Source organism: Pseudomonas sp. SMV7 (genome assembly GCF_052041995.1).
Taxonomy (GTDB): Bacteria; Pseudomonadota; Gammaproteobacteria; order Pseudomonadales; family Pseudomonadaceae; genus Aquipseudomonas.
In genome coordinates, this window is the sequence record NZ_JBKGGT010000043.1 from 1 (window position 1) to 2,065 (window position 2,065).

At 62.9% G+C, this 2,065-nt stretch carries 3 protein-coding genes; all 3 read left to right on the plus strand.

Annotation, left to right across the window (positions count from 1 at the left end; all coding sequences use genetic code 11):
- On the plus strand, positions 1-540 hold a 540-nt coding region (locus ACLEJP_RS25425; protein ID WP_440810882.1), incomplete at its 5' end, for a bacteriophage T4 gp5 trimerisation domain-containing protein.
- A complete protein-coding gene (locus ACLEJP_RS25430; protein WP_440810884.1) occupies positions 540-1,463 on the plus strand; it encodes a hypothetical protein in 924 nt (307 codons plus the stop codon). The genes ACLEJP_RS25425 and ACLEJP_RS25430, both read left to right, overlap by 1 nt.
- A partial coding sequence (locus ACLEJP_RS25435) for a T6SS effector BTH_I2691 family protein (RefSeq protein WP_440810886.1) occupies positions 1,460-2,065 on the plus strand: 606 nt, incomplete at its 3' end. The genes ACLEJP_RS25430 and ACLEJP_RS25435, both read left to right, overlap by 4 nt.

Consider the following 2,065-nt stretch of genomic DNA (forward strand, 5'->3'; position numbering starts at 1 on the left):
AAGGAGGAGGTGTTCATCCACGCCCAGCGGGACCAGAACAATGTGGTTGGCAACGATGAGACCACGCGTGTCGGGCGCAACCGTGTCGAGCAGGTGGGGCATGACGAGCAATCCAGCATCGGCAATGACTTGCGCGAAGAAATCGGGCGCGACCATACCCGCTTGGTCGGGCAGACCTGCCGCATGGACATCAGGCAGGACCTGGTCGAGAAGGTCGGCAACAACCGGAGCGAATCAACGGGTGGCAATCAGCAGGTGTCTGTCGGCAATAACAGCGAGCTTGTCGTCAAAGGTACGCAAAAAGTCACTGTCGGGCAGGGTATGGAGCACCACACGACGATCTACCAGGTGCGGGCCAGCGAACGCATCGAATTCAGAACCGCAGGTGGCAGCATCCTGCTGGATGAGCGAGGCATCACCATCAATGGGCTGGCACTCGACCTGCAAGGGCAAACCACGGCGCTCGCCAAAGGCACAGGCGACGTCCAGTCACTGGTGCTGACGCCGAACGCCAGCGACAAGTGTGAGGGCCAGCTCTGATGGGTGGCGAAGGCTTGGCCAGCCTCATTGAAAAACAGTACGAGCCCCATTTGCATTGCCATGTGCTGGTTGACCCGCTCGCGATTCCTGACAATGGTGATCACGCCCTGCTTGCACAGCTGCGCAGCGCTTTGGGCGAAGGTGCACTGACCCAGGTGCCAAGGGGCGATCTAGCCCATGCGCCCCATTTGCATCCCGTCCTGGTTTGTCTGGCGATGCCTGGAACCGCGCCCAGTCGCTCATTGCTGGAACAGACAGCGCGGGCAGCGCAGAAAGGTTTGTATCAGCGCCGGCGCTACCTGTGCGGTTGGCTCTTCAGTGAGGCGCCGTCAACCAGGATTGCTTCGCACCTTGCGGCCTTGTGCCAGGTACCCGATGGCAAAGGGGCATTCGGTTTCTATCCAGTCTACGAACCGGTTCGCCTGGAGCTGCTCGCAGCGACCTACCAGCAGGTTGAGCACGGTCCGTGGTGGCCGATCGGCAAATGGTTGTTCCTCAGCAGTGGAGGACGGTTGGTAAACCTGCAAGGGCAGGGTAAGCAGCGTCATCCTCTGCCCGCGCCTGCCCAGCGGATCCAGGACGATGTGGCGTTGGTGGAGCGCGTTCTGGGCATCTGGAGAGCGTTGCGAGCGGGGGCGAGCGACGCCTACCCATGCCCGATTCCGCCGTTTGCCGCCGTGCGCGCATCGAACCACATCGATGATGCGCGGGCGCTGGGGTTGAGCGAAGCGGAGGACATCGTGGTTTTTGCCCTCCACCAACTGTGTATTCATCCCGGGTTGCACAACGTTGCTGCGGTTCACGAACTGCTGACCTCGGTCGTTCGGCAACAACGACCCCTTGCGCCTGCACTGGCGTGTTACTCCGACGAGCAATGGCGCCGCCTGACCGAATCCCTGCCGACATCCGAGAGTCGCCCATGAGCATCAGTCAACGCATCGCCATCGCCGCAGCCGAAGCGGGCCTGCCGCACGACCAGTGCATGTCCTGTGAACGCCAGGGCCTGCCGATCCTGCCGCTGCGCCGCGCGCTGGTGCCAGACACCCGCCCCGAGTGTGTCGTCACCGTGGCGGATAACCTGCATATCTCGACCAGGATCGGCTTGCGCACCTTGCGCATGGGCTACCTGTACGTGCTGCTCGACCAGCAGGTCTGGCAGGCCTATGCCGTCAGCGCCCAGGGCCACCTGCGCCGCTTCAACCCGTACGAGCCACCGGATGGCCCGCCAAGGCCACTGCCGGAAAAGTGCGTGCATGAAGACCACGACATTCCTTCGGCCTTTCTCAACCTCGACACCGAGCGATACAGCAGCGCCTGGCTGGCCTTTTCCAGCGACGCCTGGCCGGTCAGTGTGCTGAACGCCTACAAGCGGGGCCAGGCTCCGGCGCAGCGCTTCGAAGGGCTGGACCTGACCCAGGCGCGCAAGCATCCCGAGCTGCTGGGCATCGCCATGACGCCGGACAACTTGCAGGTCGACAAGCAGGTGTTCGAGTACGCCCAGCAGGCGTGTTCACCGTTCGACAGC